This window comes from Streptomyces sp. NPDC001393, from assembly GCF_053597455.1.
In genome coordinates, this window is sequence record NZ_JBSFIH010000004.1 from 18,754 (window position 1) to 35,748 (window position 16,995).

General features: G+C 70.0%; 26 protein-coding genes and 1 pseudogene. 2 read left to right on the forward strand and 25 right to left on the reverse strand.

The genetic code is table 11. The features are described from left to right. Positions 1-26 precede the first annotated feature (26 nt). The 25 genes and pseudogenes from ACWC2T_RS06760 to ACWC2T_RS06880 form a co-directional block, all read right to left on the reverse strand. On the reverse strand, positions 27-1,391 hold the full coding sequence (locus ACWC2T_RS06760; protein ID WP_450669371.1) for a tyrosine-type recombinase/integrase: 1,365 nt from the start codon (positions 1,389-1,391) through the stop codon (positions 27-29). Beyond that, positions 1,388-1,597, reverse strand: coding sequence for a helix-turn-helix transcriptional regulator (locus ACWC2T_RS06765; RefSeq protein ID WP_071373403.1), 210 nt, complete (start codon positions 1,595-1,597; stop codon positions 1,388-1,390). Before ACWC2T_RS06765 ends, ACWC2T_RS06760 begins: the two co-directional genes overlap by 4 nt. Positions 1,598-1,835: 238 nt before the next feature. Beyond that, positions 1,836-3,203 (reverse strand): DNA primase family protein, encoded by a 1,368-nt coding sequence (locus ACWC2T_RS06770; RefSeq protein WP_450669372.1) that lies wholly within the window; start codon positions 3,201-3,203, stop codon positions 1,836-1,838. Beyond that, positions 3,200-4,153 (reverse strand): bifunctional DNA primase/polymerase, encoded by a 954-nt coding sequence (locus ACWC2T_RS06775; RefSeq protein WP_450669373.1) that lies wholly within the window; start codon positions 4,151-4,153, stop codon positions 3,200-3,202. Before ACWC2T_RS06775 ends, ACWC2T_RS06770 begins: the two co-directional genes overlap by 4 nt. An 88-nt stretch (positions 4,154-4,241) precedes the next feature. Further along, positions 4,242-4,730 carry a single-stranded DNA-binding protein gene (locus tag ACWC2T_RS06780; RefSeq protein ID WP_450669374.1) on the reverse strand — a complete coding sequence of 163 codons (489 nt, stop codon included), beginning with the start codon at positions 4,728-4,730 and terminating at the stop codon, positions 4,242-4,244. A 5-nt stretch (positions 4,731-4,735) separates the two neighbouring features. Then, complete coding sequence (locus ACWC2T_RS06785; RefSeq protein WP_450669375.1) at positions 4,736-4,927, reverse strand: hypothetical protein; 192 nt, start codon at positions 4,925-4,927, stop codon at positions 4,736-4,738. Next, positions 4,924-5,178: a hypothetical protein gene (locus ACWC2T_RS06790; RefSeq protein WP_450669376.1), complete on the reverse strand. Its 255-nt coding sequence runs from the start codon at positions 5,176-5,178 to the stop codon at positions 4,924-4,926. Before ACWC2T_RS06790 ends, ACWC2T_RS06785 begins: the two co-directional genes overlap by 4 nt. Further along, entirely contained in the window at positions 5,175-5,342 is a 168-nt protein-coding gene (locus tag ACWC2T_RS06795; protein ID WP_450669377.1) for a hypothetical protein, read from the reverse strand. The genes ACWC2T_RS06790 and ACWC2T_RS06795 overlap by 4 nt, the downstream gene beginning before the upstream one ends. 1 nt (position 5,343) lies before the next feature. Further along, a complete protein-coding gene (locus tag ACWC2T_RS06800) occupies positions 5,344-5,943 on the reverse strand; it encodes a hypothetical protein (protein WP_450669378.1) in 600 nt (199 codons plus the stop codon). A gap of 13 nt (positions 5,944-5,956) precedes the next feature. Continuing rightward, positions 5,957-6,151, reverse strand: a complete 195-nt coding sequence (locus ACWC2T_RS06805; RefSeq protein WP_450669379.1) for a hypothetical protein — start codon at positions 6,149-6,151, stop codon at positions 5,957-5,959. Next, positions 6,148-6,345 (reverse strand): hypothetical protein, encoded by a 198-nt coding sequence (locus ACWC2T_RS06810; RefSeq protein ID WP_450669380.1) that lies wholly within the window; start codon positions 6,343-6,345, stop codon positions 6,148-6,150. The genes ACWC2T_RS06805 and ACWC2T_RS06810 overlap by 4 nt, the downstream gene beginning before the upstream one ends. A 17-nt stretch (positions 6,346-6,362) precedes the next feature. Next, positions 6,363-6,617, reverse strand: a complete 255-nt coding sequence (locus tag ACWC2T_RS06815; RefSeq protein WP_450669381.1) for a hypothetical protein — start codon at positions 6,615-6,617, stop codon at positions 6,363-6,365. A gap of 141 nt (positions 6,618-6,758) precedes the next feature. Further along, the gene (locus ACWC2T_RS06820) at positions 6,759-8,999 is read right to left on the reverse strand and encodes a cell division protein FtsK (protein WP_450669382.1); all 2,241 of its coding nucleotides are present in this window, start codon (positions 8,997-8,999) and stop codon (positions 6,759-6,761) included. Positions 9,000-9,210: 211 nt separating this feature from the next. Further along, entirely contained in the window at positions 9,211-9,528 is a 318-nt protein-coding gene (locus ACWC2T_RS06825) for a hypothetical protein (RefSeq protein WP_450669383.1), read from the reverse strand. Between the two features lie 65 nt (positions 9,529-9,593). Next, positions 9,594-9,923 carry a hypothetical protein gene (locus ACWC2T_RS06830; protein WP_450669384.1) on the reverse strand — a complete coding sequence of 110 codons (330 nt, stop codon included), beginning with the start codon at positions 9,921-9,923 and terminating at the stop codon, positions 9,594-9,596. Continuing rightward, positions 9,920-10,081, reverse strand: coding sequence for a hypothetical protein (locus tag ACWC2T_RS06835; RefSeq protein WP_270086704.1), 162 nt, complete (start codon positions 10,079-10,081; stop codon positions 9,920-9,922). Before ACWC2T_RS06835 ends, ACWC2T_RS06830 begins: the two co-directional genes overlap by 4 nt. 23 nt (positions 10,082-10,104) lie before the next feature. Next, on the reverse strand, positions 10,105-10,602 hold the full coding sequence (locus ACWC2T_RS06840; RefSeq protein WP_450669605.1) for a hypothetical protein: 498 nt from the start codon (positions 10,600-10,602) through the stop codon (positions 10,105-10,107). Between the two features lie 121 nt (positions 10,603-10,723). After that, a pseudogene (locus ACWC2T_RS06845) lies at positions 10,724-11,143 on the reverse strand (DNA cytosine methyltransferase); the annotation flags it as partial. Further along, positions 11,140-11,790, reverse strand: a complete 651-nt coding sequence (locus ACWC2T_RS06850; RefSeq protein WP_450669385.1) for a GGDEF domain-containing protein — start codon at positions 11,788-11,790, stop codon at positions 11,140-11,142. The pseudogene ACWC2T_RS06845 and the gene ACWC2T_RS06850, both read right to left, overlap by 4 nt. Further along, positions 11,787-12,803 carry a DUF2637 domain-containing protein gene (locus ACWC2T_RS06855; protein ID WP_450669386.1) on the reverse strand — a complete coding sequence of 339 codons (1,017 nt, stop codon included), beginning with the start codon at positions 12,801-12,803 and terminating at the stop codon, positions 11,787-11,789. Before ACWC2T_RS06855 ends, ACWC2T_RS06850 begins: the two co-directional genes overlap by 4 nt. After that, on the reverse strand, positions 12,800-13,123 hold the full coding sequence (locus ACWC2T_RS06860; protein ID WP_450669387.1) for a hypothetical protein: 324 nt from the start codon (positions 13,121-13,123) through the stop codon (positions 12,800-12,802). The genes ACWC2T_RS06855 and ACWC2T_RS06860 overlap by 4 nt, the downstream gene beginning before the upstream one ends. Then, the gene (locus ACWC2T_RS06865) at positions 13,120-13,413 is read right to left on the reverse strand and encodes a hypothetical protein (protein WP_450669388.1); all 294 of its coding nucleotides are present in this window, start codon (positions 13,411-13,413) and stop codon (positions 13,120-13,122) included. The genes ACWC2T_RS06860 and ACWC2T_RS06865 overlap by 4 nt, the downstream gene beginning before the upstream one ends. 163 nt (positions 13,414-13,576) lie before the next feature. Then, the gene (locus ACWC2T_RS06870) at positions 13,577-14,026 is read right to left on the reverse strand and encodes a transcriptional regulator (RefSeq protein WP_450669389.1); all 450 of its coding nucleotides are present in this window, start codon (positions 14,024-14,026) and stop codon (positions 13,577-13,579) included. A gap of 5 nt (positions 14,027-14,031) precedes the next feature. Continuing rightward, positions 14,032-14,262 carry a hypothetical protein gene (locus tag ACWC2T_RS06875; protein WP_450669390.1) on the reverse strand — a complete coding sequence of 77 codons (231 nt, stop codon included), beginning with the start codon at positions 14,260-14,262 and terminating at the stop codon, positions 14,032-14,034. A gap of 153 nt (positions 14,263-14,415) precedes the next feature. After that, positions 14,416-14,784, reverse strand: a complete 369-nt coding sequence (locus ACWC2T_RS06880) for a hypothetical protein (protein WP_450669391.1) — start codon at positions 14,782-14,784, stop codon at positions 14,416-14,418. 604 nt (positions 14,785-15,388) lie between these two features. On the opposite strand from ACWC2T_RS06880, the gene ACWC2T_RS06885 reads away from it, so the two are divergent. Beyond that, positions 15,389-15,739: a winged helix-turn-helix domain-containing protein gene (locus ACWC2T_RS06885; protein ID WP_450669593.1), complete on the forward strand. Its 351-nt coding sequence runs from the start codon at positions 15,389-15,391 to the stop codon at positions 15,737-15,739. 234 nt (positions 15,740-15,973) lie between these two features. Beyond that, positions 15,974-16,987 carry an AAA family ATPase gene (locus tag ACWC2T_RS06890; RefSeq protein ID WP_450669392.1) on the forward strand — a complete coding sequence of 338 codons (1,014 nt, stop codon included), beginning with the start codon at positions 15,974-15,976 and terminating at the stop codon, positions 16,985-16,987. The last annotated feature ends 8 nt before the right edge of the window (positions 16,988-16,995 follow it).

Genomic DNA, 16,995 nt, shown 5'->3' on the forward strand with positions numbered 1-16,995 from the left:
GGAGCGTGGACGGGATTTATGGCCCGTCACCCGGCCTGCCTCAAGCGGGCAGAGATCTTGGCGTTCGCCGCCTCGTCTCCGTCCTTGAGGAACTTGGCGTACACCCGGAAGAGCACCGCCACGCTGTGGCCGGCGCGCTCCGCTACGAGCTGAGGCTCCACCCCGGAGCTGAGCCAGGTGGACACCGCAGCGTGGCGAAGGTCATACGGGCGCTTGGCCAATACCGACTCGAACTCCCCAAGGGTCAGGGCCCGCGAGCGAGCCTCAGCCCAGACCTCCCCATAGCCCGTGTCCTGGACCAACCCGCCACGCATGGTCTGGAACACGCGGCCGTCCGGGGCGGTGTCGTACGCGGTGAGGTGCCACCTCAGCAGGGCGACCAGCTCGGGCGGGATCGGCACGTGGCGGACGGCTCGCCGGGGCCGATGCTTGAGCCCCCGCTTGTCGTGCGCCTCACCGCTGTCCGTCCAGGCGGCGCCGGACCGGGGGCGAGTTTCCCTCAGTCGGAGTAGCCCCCACCCGCGCCGGGGCAGGTCGCAGTCACGACGCCTCAAACCGATGACTTCGGCCGGCCGCGCCGCCGCGTAGTAGATGCAGCCGAAGAGCGCCACTAGTCGGCGGCCACGCGGGCTCTGATCCCGTACGGCGGCCAGCAGCTTGGCCGCCTGTTCGGGGTTCGGTACGCACTCGGGGTCGACTTCCTCTACTACCTGCTCCGGCGCCTTCCACTTGAGGCGGATAAGCGGGTTGTCGGCGAGGAGTTCGGCCTCTACGGCGTATTCCAGCGAGTTGTAGAAGATCGCGCGCTTTCGGCTGATGGTTCCTGCCGCTGCGGTTGTCCCGTCCAGCTTCAGGGACACGGCGTTGAGAGCGGCCCGTGCCAGCAGGAGATCCGACAGGGCAGACGTGGGTAGCGACTTGCGCTTGAACCACTCCAGCACCTTGGCCACGTCGGCGGGGGTCTCCTCGGTCCAGCGGTTTTTGTTGAATGCCCAGCTGTACAGGGCCTGCCGCACGACTCTGGCGTTCGGCATGCCCTTGGTGTCCTTCACGAACACGGGTGTCACCGTCGCCATCGCTTCGGCCAGCGTGCGGCGTGTGGAGGCGGGGGAGTGGTCCCACTTCATGTCGATGTAGTTGCGGGCGTGGTCATACCACGAGATGTCCCGCTCCTTCACGACCATGGACTTCGGCAATCCGCTGTCCACGTCGAACGGCTCGCCCTCGCGGGCCGCGGTAATGAGCTGGGCCCGGCGACTCTCCGCCAGGCCCAGGGTGAGGAACGACTCCGCGTGTGGGTTGGTGCCCACCTTCCAGCGGACTTGATAGGGCTTCCGGTATTCGCGCTTGCGGATCGCCCAGATCTTGACGGTGTAGCTCCACTCAGTCACGCGGCTTCCAATTCATCCTTGAAGGCGTCCAGGACACTGCGGCGTAGGCAGATGCGGCCGGACGGCGTACGCCGGGCCTCCGGCGCGTAGCCGTGGTTGCGCCACCGGTACCAAGTGGCGCGGCTGATACGGAGTTCTTCCAGTGCCTCACTCAGGGGCACCAGTTCGTCTTTCGGCGTGCGGCGCTTACGGGTCGGGGTGCTCATGCGGTGTTCTCTCCTCGGGCGAGAGGACCGGGCGGGGTGTGGTTGGCGTCACAATGCTGTGGGTCGCGGCCCATCGCGGCCCAAGGCTGTGACCTGCGGCTTTGTGGCGGTGTTGTGCGGCCCATCGCGGCCCACGGCGTGGAAACGGTGGGCCGCGATGGGCTGGTGGTGAGGTGTGGGAAAAGCACAGCTCAGGCGGGGTGGGCCGCGATGGGCCGCGACCCGGCGGATTGTGGGCTCAACCGGCGAGGGTGATTCCGTTGTAGGTGGCAATCCGCTCGCCTGAGGGGGCGCGGGGGCGGGTGCGGTTGAGCTGGGGGATGACGGACAGGAGGTTGCGGCCGAAGAGCTGTTTCGTGCCGGAGCGGACGCCGTTGTCCTCGGCCCACTCCCGCCAGACCGCCCACAGGTCGTCCACGGCGACGGTGCACGCGGGGCCGGTCGTGCAGCGCTCGCGGACGAAGGCGGACGTGGGTGAGGCGGAGTCCCGCATGGTGGTGACCGCTTCCCGGCTGGAAGCGGGTTCGGTGAGCCGGCCGGTACGCTGAAGCCGCGCGAGTCCTTCCAGGGCCCAGTTCAGAATCCCGGGCATCTCGGCGGTGAGGCGGTCGGTGAGGGTGGGGTCTTCCTTGCCCAGCCACGACACCCGCATGCTGAGAAGGACGAACCGGTTCGCGATGACGCCGGAGGAGTCGCCGAAGTGCGGCAGTTCGTTGGACAGGATCATCAGCCGGGACGGCAGCTTGCCGGTCCACTGCTCGCGGAACTTGCGGTCCACGTCGATGGTGTCGTCACCGGAGATGGTCAACAGCCGCTCCACCACCTGGCTGTTGTCGTTGCCGGACAGCCGGGCGTCGGAGATGATCGCCAGCGATTTCCCGATCAGGGTCGACATTCCGAAGTTCGTGCCCAGTCCGGCCAGCGTCGGCCCGGCAAGGTTCTCTTTGCCGACCAGCGCTTTCAGCACGCGCGCGATGGTGCCCTTGCCTGAGCGGGAGGGGCCCACGATGAGCAGGATCTTTTGCAGGTCGGTGCGGCCGGACAGGACGTAGCCGAACCACTCCTGAAGCGCGGTGATCGCGTCGGCGTCGTCGGGCCAGATCTGCGCCAGGAACCGTTCCCAGGCTGGCGCCGTGGCGTCGGGGTCGTAGGCGAAGGGGACGGAGACGAGGTTGAAGAAGCCGGGGGTGTGCGGCAGAAGGTGCCGGTCACGGATCCGGAGCAGCCCGTTCTCGCACGCCACGATCGGTCCGCCGTCTTGCTGGCCGTCGAGCCATGCGGGGGCGTCGGTGTCAGCGGCCAGGAGTGTGATGGCCCCGAGCGCGTCGAGGAGGTTGCTGATCTTCTGCTTGGTCGGTGCCCAGTCGCGTTCCTCGGGCTGCCCATCCTTGCCGGGCGCCTGGTAGACCACGTGCTCAAGGCGCTCGTACATGTGGGCCCGCACCTGTGCGTCGTCCAACTCGCGCCAACTGGTGCCGGTCCAGCGCATCCACGAGCCGCGCCAGCGCCGGCGGGTCAGGTGTCCGTCCTCGGTCTGCCAGTCCGGCAGGATGCGCCGGGCGACGGCGAGCGGGTTCGAGGGGGCAGGCAGTTCCTCGGCGGTCATGCGGCGTGCTCCCTGCCGGTGGCGAGGCCGTTGGCGACGGCTCGTTGCGCGTACGGCTCGGGGACGCCGACGGCGACGGCCGCGGCCACGATCTGTTGCCCGATGGCGTCCAGGCCGCAGGGGCCGGGGCACTGGGTGTGCTGGGAGGCCAGGAACCGGGCCACGCCGAATGCCTGTGATCCGGCCCCGGATTCGGTGTGGGCGGTGACCATGGCGAGGCCGCGTTCCAGGCCGGTGCGGATGTAGCGCTCGGTGTGGCGGCATCCGTGGGCCACGGACCGTTCCCACGTGGCGCGCGGGTCGGAGGAAGAGGCCACCCCGGCGCGGGCGGGGGTGGCCTCTTCCCTCACCACCAGGGCGCGGACGGCGGACGGCAGGGCCGTCATGGTGCCGGTGCCGGGTCCGAGCCAGCGGGCGTAGACCATGCGCGATTTGATGTCCACGCCGGGCCGTACGGCGTTGGCGGACTGCATGGTCCCCAGGTAGAGCCAGTGCTCGCCGCGTGTGGTGGGAACGGTCCGGGTGGCAGGGAGCGTCTGGCGTGCCCAGGTAACGGCGCGGGCGTTGTCCAGGTCCACGACGGTGAGCCCGCATCCGGCGGGGTGGTAGCCGACCACTCCGGCCGCACGCCATGCCGTAGCCCACGCGGGGGAGGTGATCACGCGGGGGTCGGTGGTTGCGGCTGCCCAGGCGTGGCACGGGGCGGGGCAGCGGCAGGTCCCTGCGCTCTTCATGTTGGGTCGGCCGCCGCAGGTACCGCGGATGCAGGCGCGGCAGTTGCCGAACGGTCCCTTGCCCTCCCGCAGGGGCAGCACCGGCACGCCCGCTTCTGCCAGGGCCAGGGCGGTGCGCAGGCGCTCACCGGCGCCGGGCGGGAGGCGGAAGGGGGCGCGGCTCGTCTGGGTGGTATGGGCCGAAGGGCCCTCGCCGAATGCCGCGTGTTGGGTCATGCTGGGGGTCTCCTGATTCTCTGCGGAGGGACTGGAGAACCGGGGCGGGCGCAGGCTTGTGGTGAGACGGCGCCCGCCCCGGGCGTATTTAGAACGGCGGCTCGTCGCCCTGCCGCCGGTCGCCGGCGGGGGCGGGCGTGCCCCACCCGCCGGAGGCGGGAGCCGCGGTGTTCCACGGGTCGGTAGCCGGGGCGGAGGTGGCGCCCTTGCGCTGGACGCGTTCGACCTTGGCCGTGGCGAACTGAAGCGAAGGGCCGATGTCGTCGACTTCCAGGCCGAGCATCGAGCGGTTCTCTCCCTGCTCGTTCTGCCAGTTGTGCTGACGCAGGCGACCGGTGACGACCACGCGCATTCCCTTGGCTAGCGTCTCGGCGATGTGCTGGGCCAGGTCGCGCCATGCGGTGCAGCGCAGGAACATCGCGGTGCCGTCCTGCCACTGACCGGAGGTCTTGTCGTAGCTGCGCGGGGTGGAGGCGACGGAGAACTTCGCCATGGCCACGCCGCTGGGGGTGAAGCGGAGTTCGGGGTCATCGGTGAGGTTGCCGACGACGGTGAGCGGGGTCTCTCCCACGGACATGTGGATCACTCGCTTTCGGTGTGGGCGGGGCTGGTGCTGGAGTCGCGGTGGTCGGCGGTGACGTACAGCCGGATGCGCCGGCCGTCACGGGTGGGGTACCGGCGTGCCGGGCCGGTGGCGAACGCGGCGGCCAGTGCCTGACTGACGCGGTCGGCGTCGTCCGGCAGGCAGATGACGCGGATCTCGAACACGGTCATCGCTTCGCGCAGTTGGGGTAGGAAGGGCCGGGAGGGCAGCGGTCGTAGTCCCCGAAGGAGACCTGGAACTCCTTCCGGCTGCCGTCAGCGGTACGCACGGTCAGGAAGTACTGGCGGCTCTTGGTCGCCGACGACCAGCGGTCGGCTCTGTCGACGACGACGCCCGGCGGTCCATCGGGCAGTGAGCAACCGGCGAGCAGTGCCAGCGTCGTCGCGGCCATGGCGGCGGCGGCCGAAGCCCGGCAGATCACGCGGCACTCTCCTGCGTGATCTCCGTCTCGGCGGCCATGTCGTCGATCTGCAAGAGGAGGTCTCCGAGCTGGCGGCGGGTGATGTCGCGGCTGTAGGTCGCGGGCAACCCGTCGTTGTCCCAGCGCAGTTCGACGGTGGTGATCTCGTCGGGGTCGATGTCCACGTCAGCGCTCCTTGCTCATGTCGAGGGCGGGCAGTTCGGGCAGTCCCGCGGCTTCCAGGGCGGTGGGGTCGAAGCCGGGCAGCGCGGATCGGCTGATGAGCGCCTGGGCGAGTTGCTCGGCATAGGCGCCGGCGCGGGCCACCTCAATCTGTGTGGTGCCGCGTATGGTCTCGACGCGCTCGATGTGGGCGTGTTCCTCGCGCCGCTCGCTCACATGCCGCTCGTGGTCGAGGGCGTCGCGCCGGTCCTGGCGCCAGTGGCGGGCGGCGAAGCAGTAGGCGAGCACGGTGGCCAGCGCCCACAGCAGCAGCGGCAGGGACAGACCGTCGGAGTATCCGGCGACGCCCGCCAGGGCGAGGCTGCCGGAGACGGCGTATCCGGTGGCCGCGAGCACGGGCTCGCCCGCACGGGCCAGGGAGGCGCCGGCCGTTGCCGCTCCGGCGGCGAGGACAGCCATGAGGGCGGCGTTGCCGACTGAGTGTTCGGCACCGTTGGCGTTCCAGATCCGGGCCAGCGCGAGCACGGTCGTGGTGGCGAAGGCGGGCGCGGCCTTGGGCGCGGCGGTGATAGCCCAGTGCCGCACGACGATGGGTTCGTTCACGGGATGTCTCCGGTCAGTGGCCGAGCTGGGACAGGAACCGGGCGAAGGACGCCACCAGGTCGTGAATCGGGCCGTAGGCGCCGGTCCCGGCGGTGAAGAACCCGAACAGGAACAGCAGCACCGCGGCACCCGCGCCGGTCGCCCTGGTCTTGACGGCGACGGCGGAGGCGAGACCGAAGAGCAGCACGGCCGAGAAGGTGAGGATCATCGGCCCGCCTCCGGGCGCGAGCCGAGGTGGGCGACGCGGGCGCGCACCTCCGCGACGAGGCACCGGAGTTCATCAACGGTAACCGTCGTCGCGCCGGACAGAGAGCGTTCGGTGCGGGCCAGGTTGCGGAGGTCCGCGGCTTCGTCGTGGACGATGACGATCGGAGGCGTGGTGGGCTCGGGGTTGTGGCTCACGGGTGGTCCCTTCGTGGTCAGTCGGCGGTGCCGGCGCGGTAGATGCGGGCCCAGCGGTTGTAGAGCCAGCGGCCGGCGCGGATGCGCTTGCCGGTGGCGTGGCAGCGGCGGCAGTCCTTGCCGCGCTTGAGTCGTCCCTTGCGGTCGGTCTTGAGCTGGTGGCCCATGCCGCGGCACTTGCGGCAGTTGCCGAACGGCGAGGCCGCACACAGCCCGCCGTAACTCAGGGTGACTATGAACAGGCAGGCGATAGCAAGGAAGATGGGGGTCATGAGGGGCCCTTCCAGGCGGTTTTTAGGGGTTTCCGCAGGTGGGGTGCTATCCGCTAGAACACAGGTGGGGGTGTGTTTGGGGTGCTAGCGGGGGTGCTACCGGTAGCAGGTGTGGGTGCTACCGGTAGCACCGTGCCGGGCCTATGCGGCGCCCGGGCTTTCGTTACGCTCCGCAATCGCCTTCATGAGGTCGGCGCGGACGATGCCCCGGCGGGTGGTGCGGGTGCCGTCGTCGGTCGTCCCCGCCACGTCGCGGGTGCGGATGTGGTGCGGCTTGAGCGCGGATGTGACGTTTTCGCCCTTCCAGCCGCCGTAGACGTCGGGCCGAAGTTCGGTGAGGCGGGCGGCGATCCGCTCGTTCCACACCCGCTCCTCGGCTTCCGGCACCACGACGGCGATGTCGGCGAGCAGGTCGTAGGCCGGGCCCGTGACCTCTTCGGGGGCTTCCCCGAGCGCGTAGCCGGACAGCAGTCCGGCCTTTTCACGGACCCGGCGGGCGCGGGCGCCGATGGCGTCGGCGCCGGGGGCGTCCACGTAGACGGAGGAGACGATCCGGGCGTCGGAGCCTTCACCGACGAAGTAGTGAATGCCCTTGTCGCCCCAGGCGAACATGGTCGCCCGGATCCCGCGCTTGTACGCGGACGTCCCGAGCACCATGTCGTTCTCGGTCTGGCCCATGACCTTCAGGCACCAGCGGGCCGACGCGTTCGCGGAGATGCCGGTGGGCAGCGACTTGGCGTCCGGCCGCTGGGTGGCCAGCAACACGACGATGCCGGTGGCCGGACCCCGCTTGACCAGGTCCGTGATGACCTCCTCGAACTCCTTGCCGTGGTCGGGGTGCTCGAACAGCACCTGGCACTCATCCACCCCGACCACGATCGGGTGCAGCCCAAGCGAGCGCTTGTCGGCGAGAGCGCTGGTCACCTTGTTCTCGGGGCAGATGTCCCGGGGCAGGGAGCGGATCACCTTCACGCGGCGGCGCAGTTCCTCGCGCAGGGAGCGGAAGTCACCGAGCGCGTAGAGGATCGCCTCGTCGTCGTCGCCGGCGGCGTGCCGGTGCGAGACGTTGTTGCCGACCGGGTCCAGGTCGCCGGTGCCCTTCATGTCGTAGCTGTGCACCTCGGCGCGCGGGTCCAGCGCGGCGATGAGCAGCAGCAGACGCAGAAGGAAGGTCTTGCCCATGCGCGGGATGGCGCCGATGACGCCCGCGATGTACATGAGCGTGATCTCGACCCAGCGTCCGCGCTGGTCGGTGCCGAACGCGACCGGCTTGAACAGGTCGACCGTCCCGGACTTGGCCAGCGGCCAAGCGGGCTTCCTGGCCTGGTTCATGTCCTGGTCGCCCACCCACAGCACCAGGTGCCCGGTGTGCTCGTCGGGCACGGCTTCGGGCCACACGCACCCCAGCGGGCGGCGCAGGCCGGAGGCGAGCCGGTCGCGGCGCTCGATGACGTCGGTCACCGTGACCCCGTAGGGGAGGTTGCCCTCCGCCCGCCAGCCGGGGCCGTCGCGGGTGATCGGGGCGGTGAACTCGAACCCGTCCCGCCCCTTGCCCTGCGCCTGGTTGATCGCCGGGATGCCGAGCGATCCCAGGGCGCGCAGCACGATGTCACTGGTGAGCTTGGTCGCCTTGGGCACCTCCACAGCCCTGTGGATGACCGGGGCGTCCGGTCGGCGGCCGACGAACCCGAGCGCCATCACGACCGCGCTCACCGACACCGCCTGAAGCCACTCGGGGGCCAGCACGTACATGGCCAGTGCGGCACCGGTGCCGACGAACAGGGCGAGCACAGTGACCAGGGTGCGCAGTCGGACCCGGCCATCGCGCTGCCGCGACAGCTTCAGGTACTCGGCTGCGTCCTCGCGGCGCACGGCGGCGAGGCGGACCGGCTCGCCCTCGCGGTCGGCCGCCCACCGCATCGTGCCGCCGATGAACCGGGCGGCACCGGTCGGGGCCTGGAGAGTGAGGCGGGCGGCGTAGACCGGGGCCCGCAGCGCGTGGTACCCGGCGGTGTGCGCGTAGTGCCGGGCCACCCAGGCGGACGCGGTCTTGAGTTCCGCCACCGACCGCAGCCACTCCGGGACGACCGCCCGGCGCCGGGCTCCGGCGAGCCGACCGAGGTAGCCCGGACCGGTCGCGGTCGGGGTCGGCTGGTCGACCATCACGGTCGTTGTCGGGTCGGCCGACTCAGTACCCGACCGATCCGCGCCGGAGTCGGCCGACTGGTTGGTGTCGGGTCGGGTGGTCGAGTCGGGCGACTCGGCGCGGGCCGACCGAGCCTTGTCGAGGTCGACCACCTCTCCCCCGGAGTCGGGGCGGGAGTCGGCGGCCATCTCGGCTTCGAGCCGGTTGAAGAGTTCGTTGTCGTCGGGGTGGTTCACTGAAGTTCCTTCCACTTTCGGGTGTGAGGGAGAGCGGGCCCGGCCGACGCTGTAGGAGGTGGGCGGCCGGGCCCGTACGAGGAGCGTCAGCCCGAACGGGCCGGACGCGGCCACACGATGTGTGTGGGTTGTGCTGCGGGGCTGAGCGTGCGCGTCTGGGACCGGAAGCGATCCGGCGCCATGCGCGCTTCAGGCAGCCCGCGTGTGCTGGTCACCACCACCCGGACGACTTCTTGGCGGCCTTGGCGGTGGCGGCCTCGTGCACGATCCGCTGCCGCTCGCGCTCAAGCGCGGTGATCTCCGCGGACAGCCGTGTCTCGGCGGTGGCCCACGCGGTCTCCAGCTTCCGTTCGGCGCGCGCCGGGCTGTTGCCGCGCACGACCTTGTAGGAGCCGCCGGCCAGTGCGGCCAGGACGGCGCGCCGCTCGCGGCCGTTCAGCGGCCACATCTCGCGCTGCTGGACGGCCTTGAGCTTGCGGGTGGTCTGCTGGATCTCGCGGTCCAGGCGGCGGGTGTCGGGCTTGGCCATGGTCAACTCCTCCTCGGGGTGATGAGTCGTCCGGCGGGCGCGCAGCCCGCCGGGAGCAGATGGGGTCACAGGTCGAACAGGCCCGGCGCGTCGCCTACCGGGGCCGTGGCGCGGGCACGGCGGGCGGCGGCGGTGTGGCAGTCCGGGCACCAGGCGCGCAGCTCGTCGGCGGGGAGGCGGGCGGCGGCGACGTCGGAAGCGAGCGAGTTGGCGGGTGCGGCCATCAGCCGCACCAGGCGCCCGTGCTTGCTGGTGTAGTGGTCGTGCTCGTGCGGGCACCGGCCGTCACCCTTGGCGTGGGGGTTGCCGCACTCACCTGCGCACTGGCAGCGGTAGCCGGCGGCTTCCATCACCGTGCGGAAGAGCGCGGCGCCGACGATGGGCTGTGACTTCACGCCGCTGCCCTCCCCCATGCCGGAGGTTCGGACCGGCTGAGCAGGAGGCGCAGGGCGGCAACGGCCTGGGGAGGCACCACGCCGTTGCCGAGCGCCTTGAGCTGCGCGGTGCGGGACAGGCCGGGGACGGCGGTGACGTGGCCGTCGTCCAGGGCCATGAGCCATTCGACGAACGGCGGGTTCAGCCGTCCCAGATCGTCAGTTGGCCCGGGGGCGGGGCGGCCGATGACTTGCGCCCACCTCTCGATCGCGGCGGCGTACTCGCCCCAATCTGGTGGGCCGCCGACGGCAGCGTGAGGTCCCCCTTGCTGCCGCGCTGGTTCGGGCCGCCCTTCTCCCCGTCCGTCGCACGCGGGGTCGGCAGCAGCGAGCCCACCTCGGCGGCCAGGCTCTTGCCGTGCGTCCCGGCTTCCTGCGACGGCGACCGCTTGGTCTGCCGGTTCTCGTTCGCCGACGCCCGCGGGGTGGGCAGCAGTGCCCCGCTGAACGTCAGGTCCGTCAGCGTCGGTGAGCTGCTGCGAGGGTTCGGCGCCGTCGCCTGACGGGAACCCTTGGAGTCCCCGACCAACGGCGTCGGCAGCAGGGAGACGACGTGCCGCAGGTTCATCCCGCCCTGTGCCGCGTGCCCCGCCCCCGTCGCCTCCGAGGTCGACGGCGTCGGCAGCAGCGAGCCGACCACGGTGGGCAGTTGCCCGCGCTGCCCACCGCCCCGCCAGTCCCGGGCCGCCGGAGTCGGCAGGCCAGGCGTAGAAGAACAGGCGGTTGCGCCGGTGGGCGGCGCCGATGTCGCTCGCGCGTACACAGCACCAGTCCGCATCGAACCCGAGGGCGGCAAGGTCGCCAAGGACGGTGTCGAATCCGAGGGAAAGGTGGCCTGCGACGTTTTCAAAGACCGCGAGGCGGGGTCGTAGAACCCCAAGGGCGCGGGCGATGTGCGGCCAGAGGTGCCGGGCATCCTTGGTTCCCTTCCGTTTGCCCGCGGTGCTGAACGGCTGGCACGGGTAGCCGCCGATGTAGATGTCGACCGGTTCGACGCCGTGCCAGTCCAGGGCGGTGATGTCCCCGAGGTTGGGCACCTGGGGGTGGTGGTGGGCGAGGATGAGCGAGGCGCCGGGGTCGTTGTCCGCCACCCACGCCAGCTCCCCGCCGAACACGGCCTGGACGGCGATGTCCAGGCCGCCATACCCGGTGCACACCGAGCCGATCCGCGGGGCGTTCACGCTGCCACCCCCACAACCGGGGTGTCCGTGCGGGCGCCGGTCCGGCCGGCGCGGCGACCGGTGACCGTGGCGAACAGACGGCCGAGCCCCGCGCGCCGGGTCCCGGCACGGGCCTGCTTGGCCGCGTACATCGCCTCATCCGCCCGCCGCAGCAGCCCGGACAGGTCATCGGCGGGAAAGTCCGCAACCCGCACCCACCCGAGAGAGACCGTGGTGCGGACGGCCGGGTCCTGGCCGTCGACCGGCCGGGCCAGCACGCCATGCAGCACGGCGAGCAGATCCCCGGCGGTGCCGTGGTCGTCGATGAGGACGGCGGCGAACTCATCGCCCCCGAGCCGTCCGGCGACCCCGGAGCGGCCGACGTGGTGGGCGAGCCGGTCGGCGGTCGCCTTCAACAGCGCGTCCCCGGCGGCGTGCCCGTAGGTGTCGTTGATGTGCTTGAACTTGTCGACGTCGGCGAGGACGACGACCGCGCGCGGGTCCCTGAGCAGGGTTGCGGCGCGGCGGGTGAAGCCCTCGCGGGTACGTAACCCGGTGAGCGGGTCACGCCGGGCGGTGTTCAGGCAGCCTCGCAGCCACCACACGTGAACCGACCAACCGGCGGCCAGAGGAAGCGTGGACAGCAGGACCGTGGCCAGGGTGTTCACGCGGCCACCCCCTCAGGGGCGCTCTCCGCCTCGTCGGCCGGGGCGGGGGCGGCGTACAGGGGATAGCTCGCGGCCCGCTCGTCGAGCAGGGCGTCACGCACCTGCCGGGCGGGGGCGGAGCCGCAGTGCAGCGCCTTACGCAGTGCTTCGGCGTTGATCTCGGCGTTCGTCCAGTCGGCCGTGATCGTGCGCGCCTCGGCGAGCAGTTCGGCCGGCGTGCGCTGCGGTGCGGTGGCCTTTTCCCTGGCCTGCCGCCTGCGGGGCGGCTTGGGCGCCTCACGCTTCGGCTCCGCCGGGGCCTGCTCCGGCTCCGGCCTCGGGTCGGGCTTGACCTCGGCGGCGACGGGGGCGAGTTCTCCTAGTCGCAGCAGGACGCGTTCGCGGCGCGGGGTCTGACGGCGCCAGGCGCGGCCGTAACGCTCACGCAAGTCCGCGCGGGCCAGCAGCCGTTCCTTCTCCAGCGCGAGGGCGTCGGTGTAGGAGGTGACCTCCCACAGCGTCATCCGACGCCAGAGAGCGAACGTGGAGCCCGGGGCCAGCAGCCAGCGAGAGAACCGGATCTTCTCCATGCGCCGTCCGGTGACAGCGCCGATGCGGACGCCGTAGACGTGGGCGCCGATCTCGGAAAAGACCACCCACAGCAGCGGCATCGTGCCGTGCGCCACCCTGGCGGACAGGGAGTGCCCGGCGGCGACGTTCAGCCAGCAGGTGACCAGGGTGAGGACCCAGGGCACGAACCGCACCCACGCCAATGCCATGTCCAGCCGGATCAACAGCAGGTTGGCCAGCGTGAACACCGGAATGGCCACGTCGATGGCGATGGGCAGGATGTGAGGCTGAGTGAAGCCCCAACGGGCTGCGGCGAGGGACACCGCGTCGAAGGACGAGATCAGTCCCAGGGCGCCGACAGCAGCGGCGGCGAGCGCGCCGACTCCGGCAAGGCCCATCTCCGGCTTCGTCAGCGGCGGCACGGCCGGACGTTCGACGGTCTGTGTCGTCTCGGGGGTGGTCATGCCCCACCCCCGTCCGCAGCGGGCACGTCGGTGTAGCCGATCAGGTGCAGCTCTGCACCCGCGTAGTCGGTCGACGCCTTCAGCACGCGCGTCGTGCCGTCGCTCTGCATCCTGTGCGTCACCTTCTGCGGCGGCACGGCCAGGGCCTCCCGCCATGCCTCGAACGCGTGCAGACCCTCGTGGAACCGCAGGGTCAGCCCCTCGGGGTAGATGGGGGACAGGTCGACGCCCGGGGCGGGCAGGTGCCCGAAGTCAGCGGCCAGCAGCCGCAGCACCCGCAGGGGAGCAGCCAGCCCATCCAGCGTCAGCGGCTCGGTCATGCCGCCGCTCCCTTCCGGGAGGGCCGCCGGCGCCCGGCCGGGCGGATCAGCGGGACGACGTTGAACAGCTCCGGAGCGTGCGCCTCGATCACCCCGGCGACGACGCGGGACACGTCGTCCGGGAGGTCGGGGTTCTCGGCGAGGATGTCGCGGGCAGCGTCCAGCCGGGCCGCGCGCTCCTCGTCGGTCTCGCCCTCCACCCCGAGCCACAGTTCAGCCGGGGTGCCAAGGGCCAGTTCGATGAAGTCGTTGACGGAGACGGCCTGATGACCGCCGATGTACGTGCGCATTGGAGGCTCCTGATCGGAGGGACTGGGAGCCGGAGGGGCCGCAGGCGTGTGGTGAGACGGCGGCCATTCCGGAGTCCCCTGCCGCGAGCGCGGCGGGGAGAGTGCCCCGGGCCGGATTCGATCCGGCGCCCTCACGGCGGGATGCCGGGGCGGTGGTGCAGGGTCAGACGGTGGCGATGATCAGCGCGGCGACCAGCAGCCAGAGGTGGTGAAAGGACTGGTCAAGGGCGTAGGCGCCGGTCCCGATGTGCGGGTTGTCGTCGTGGCCGGCACGCGGCGCACCGAGCCGGTAGAACTCGCCCTTGCCGGTCACCTTGGCCAGCCACGCGAGCGTGCTGCGGCGGTCGGCCCACCAGTGCGTCACGGCGTCTACGGCGAGCCCGACGGCCGTGCCCAGCGCGGACAGATGCAGGTCCAGCAGCCACACGACTGGAAGCAGGACAGCGACCTTGGTTGCGGTCAGGGTGGCGACGTGCCGGGCGTCTGCGAGGCGGCCGACCCAGCCGGGACGGCCCTTGTGCGCGGACTGGTGGGAAGTCTGCACCCAGTGATCACCCACGCTGTGGGCGGCGTACAGGGCAACGAACACAGCGGCGAAGGTGGCAGCATGCACAGCGGTCACCGGCTCGCGTCGCGGGACTGGACGAGCTGAATGGCCAGCCGGGCGAAGTGCGCGACGCCATCGAAGTCCGCGAACGTCACGCCGTGGATCTCAGCCGACTGGATCATGTCGCGAAGTACCGAAGCGGCGTCGGCCTTCTGCCTGGCGGTCGGCCGGTAGCCGGGGGCGAACTCCAGCGCGGCCGACGCGATGCGGTGACCAATGTCGTTGAGGTCGTTCTGTTTCACGGGTTTTCCTCAGTTCGGAGGGACATGGAGCCGGAGCAGCCGCAGGCGTGTGGTGAGACGACGACTGCTCCGGGAGAACGCGAGCCGCAACGCGGCCAGGGGAGACACCCCGGCGCGGAGCGGCAGACGGTGGTGATGACCAGCGCGACGGGGTCAGACGTGGACCCGTCGGGGCCGGTTAAATAGGTTGATCAGGGCGCCGGTCACGGCGGTGAACGAGGTGATGGCCACGAAGGTGACCATCGACCAGTTGGCGCCCAAGCCGCGCACGTAGACGCAGTTGGCGACGGCGGACGTGATGCCGAGCAGGAAGAACAGCAGGGTGGCTACGGCGCGGCCGGTGGTCATCGGCTTGAAGCCGCGAGCCACCATCTCGATGTCCTGTGGCCTGACCGGCCGCAGCGTGTTGCCGTTCATCTGGACGTCGACCACGTTGCCGACGCGGTGGCTGGCGATGCCGGCCACCGTGCCCAGTGCCTTGGTGCTGCGGATACGGACGACGTCACCGATGGCGAGCAGCATGAAAGGTTCCCCCTCAAAAGTTGTTGTGGACACCGGGGCTCCGGCTCCTCTCAACCCCGTCCGTACGGGATCGCTCCGCAGAGCGTTCGGACGGACAGGGCGAGCAACCGGCGCGGCGCTAGCCGCCGCGATTCGGTAGAGGGTGACCGGTTGGCCGCCGCACTCTGAGGTGCTCACGGACCGGGAATGGAACGGCGCCGCCGTGCCGGTCGATCACGGCCGCGCCCATCGCTTTCGTCGGCTCACAGCCACTCCTTCAGACCGCTGAACAGGGGATACGCACTGCAAGGGGGGACCATGTCCCCACTCTCCGGCCGTTGCTCGCGGTCACCGGGCCACCTCGCCAGTACGGGCCGAAACCCTGTTGTGCCTGGCCTTTAGCGGGATTGCAGCGTCCCCGCCCTGTGCATTCGTGCAGGTCAAACGGGTTGTGTAAGCGCTCCGTCCCTTTCGGGGCTGAGCCGCTCGTTCAACTCCGCCTCAGAGTGCACTGTGAGGCAGAGTGCGTCAAGTCCCCTCGCGGAACAAGCAGCGTGGGGCGCTGGTTCTACCTCTGCGACTTGGGCACTATGAGGCAGAGACCGTGACGAAACTTGGGGTGCAGATGGTCGAGTGGACCGGCAGGTTTGCCTACAAGCAGGTGGCCGATGACCTGCGGCGACGTATCGCGGCTGGCGAGTTCGCCGAGACCGGACAGCTCCCGTCGCTTGCGCAACTTCAAGACAAATACGGCGCCACAGTCACCGTGGCCCGTGCCGCTATCAACCAGCTGAAGGCGGACGGCCTTGCGGTGAGTCACCAAGGTAAAGGCGCCTTCCTGACGCCCAACGCCGGCCGTGCTGCGCAACTCGCCGACCCGGCTGCGGCGGTAACCGAACTGCGCGAGGAAGTTGAGAAGCTGCGGAGTGAGGTCGGGGACCTGCGGCGGCGCGTCGCAGTCCTGGAAGGGGACTGACCTTCCATCGAGCCGGGTGCCGGGCCGGACGGCCGTGTCGCGGGGCATCTGAACCTCCTCGTTCGGTGTGTGCTCAAGTTCACCGCCGAGGCGCGAAAACCGGTATCACGTCCCGCTACCTGAGAAAATCCAAGCGGTTTTATACATCCGCTTACACATGCGCTATCACGAATTTCCACAGCACTAGTCGGGCCGCTACACTCGCGACTCCGACCAGCTATCTAGGAGGGGCAGATGGCTCGGAAGCACCCAGACTGGAAGCCCGATCTTCTGCGAATGCATCGCGAGGAAATAGGGCTCACCCTGGAAGACACGGGGGAAAAGCTTCGCGAAATTGCGGAGCGTCACGGCTTCAAGATTGCCGCAAACTTCCAGACGATCTGGGGCCACGAAAAGGGTTCGGTATTTCCCGGTCCACATTATCGCCGGGCGTACTGCCGCCTCTATCGTCGCAACGAGGCTCAACTCGGCTTCCGCAAAGCACTGCCCGGAGAGGATGCCCCCGTGGAATCCGTGCCGGCGCCCGCTTCCGCCGAGCGAAAGCTCCCCGACCAATCGGACGCAGTACGTAAAGCCCTGAGCAGCATCCACGAAGGCACAGACGACGTGGACAGCGAGGCTCTGCTCAATCGAGTGGTCAACGCATGGAACTCCACAGCAGGGGCAAGCACTGACGGCCCACCCATGATCCTGGTCGGAGGGTACGCCGGATCAGGTAAGTCGGAGTTCGCGAAATTTCTTGGCCGGCTTACCGGCTGGCCGATCCTTGACAAGGACTCACTCACGCGTCCACTGGTCGACCAGCTTCTAGTCTCGTTGGGAGGCGAGGCGCACGACCGCAGTTCGAAGCTGTACCTTGAGAAGGTCCGCCCCCTGGAATATCGCTGCCTCATGGAGGCCGCATGGGACAACTTGGATTGCGGAATCCCCGTAATCCTCGACGCCCCGTTCATCAAAGAGTTTTCCCAAGCCGACTGGATGCAGCGTCTCCAGAACCGTTGCCGGTCCAAGCGGGTCTCGCTCGCGACCATATGGGTTGAGTGCGACATTGAATCGATGCGTGAGTACATCGAGTTCCGGGGCGCGGCCCGCGATGCTTGGAAGATGGAGGCGTGGGAGGAATACGCGGCAGGGCTCAACGTGGAGTTCCGTCCGCAGGGCCCGCACTTCGTTGTCGACAACCGGCTTGGAGCCGCCGTGGCCCTGGTCGATGAGGCTCGTGACGTGCTGAGTGGAGGCGGACTGTGAGCCCGTCA